This window comes from Mesobacillus stamsii (genome assembly GCF_030814065.1).
GTDB lineage: Bacteria > Bacillota > Bacilli > Bacillales > Cytobacillaceae > Mesobacillus > Mesobacillus stamsii.
In genome coordinates, this window is the sequence record NZ_JAUSUN010000069.1 from 1 (window position 1) to 1,028 (window position 1,028).

The 1,028-nt window shown below is 31.6% G+C and carries 1 protein-coding gene; it reads left to right on the plus strand.

The annotated features are described in order from the left end of the window. The coding region (locus J2S25_RS20005; RefSeq protein ID WP_307192720.1) for an HNH endonuclease signature motif containing protein at window positions 1-710 on the plus strand (710 nt) is incomplete at its 5' end. Window positions 711-1,028: the final 318 nt, after the last annotated feature.

A 1,028-nucleotide genomic window follows, 5' to 3' on the forward strand; every position in this document is an offset into this window, starting at 1 on the left:
GGAAAATGCTTCCTTTTTATTTTTGGACAGTATATCCGTCAGTTTTAGGACAATTAATATCGTCAAGTTTTGGACATTATAAAACGTCATTAACAGTAGTAGAGATATTTGGTAAGACCTATGGTGCAAATAAAAAAGAAACTACACTTTTATGTTTAGCTCTATCAAACTTATTAGAAGAACAGGCTAAATTATATATCATATGTGAGCAAAATCTCACTAATTTACCTGGTCCTGATTTAGCAATAATTAATGCATTAGGTAAAATTGAAGTAATTCCTACAACTTTGACAATGGAAAGAAAACTATTAGAAGAAAATGCCGACCTACGTTCACCTCATTTTATATATAATCTTTTAGATAAATTAGGACCAAAAAAATGTGCCTTTTGTGAATGTGATATTCCACAATTAATCCAAGGTGCACATATTTGGCCGGTAGCATCAATAAAAAAAGAGCACCAATTAACTCTTGAGGAAAAGCTTGATCATTCCACTAATAGAGATAATGGAATCTGGTTATGTGCAAATCATCATAAATTATTTGATGAAGATTTATTAACTATTGAAGTTAGTGGGGATATAAAGTTTTCAGATAAAGTTGCAGAAAGCTCCTTAACCTACTTAACTAATTCAACTTCTAAAATGGTCTTAGAACCTGCAATAGGTAATGAACAAGTTGAATTTTATATTTCAAAACGTTACAGCTAGATTAAATGATTCTCATAAAAAATATGAAGTGCCGAAACAAATTTAAAGTTTCGGCACTTTGTTTTACATAACCCTCTAAAAAACCTCATTTACCCTGCATTCCCGAGAATCTGTAACGATGAAAGCTAATAAACCATTGTGTTTCAACGGTTTATTAGCTTTTTGGTTGACTTTTATCTCGTTATGTTTTATAATTAACATAACGAGGTACAGGGGGGCTGAATATGGCTGCAATTGTTTATCAAACCGACAAGAGAACTGGAATTACCTATGCTTACCAATCTATTTCTTACTGGGATAAAGAAAAGAAACAATCGC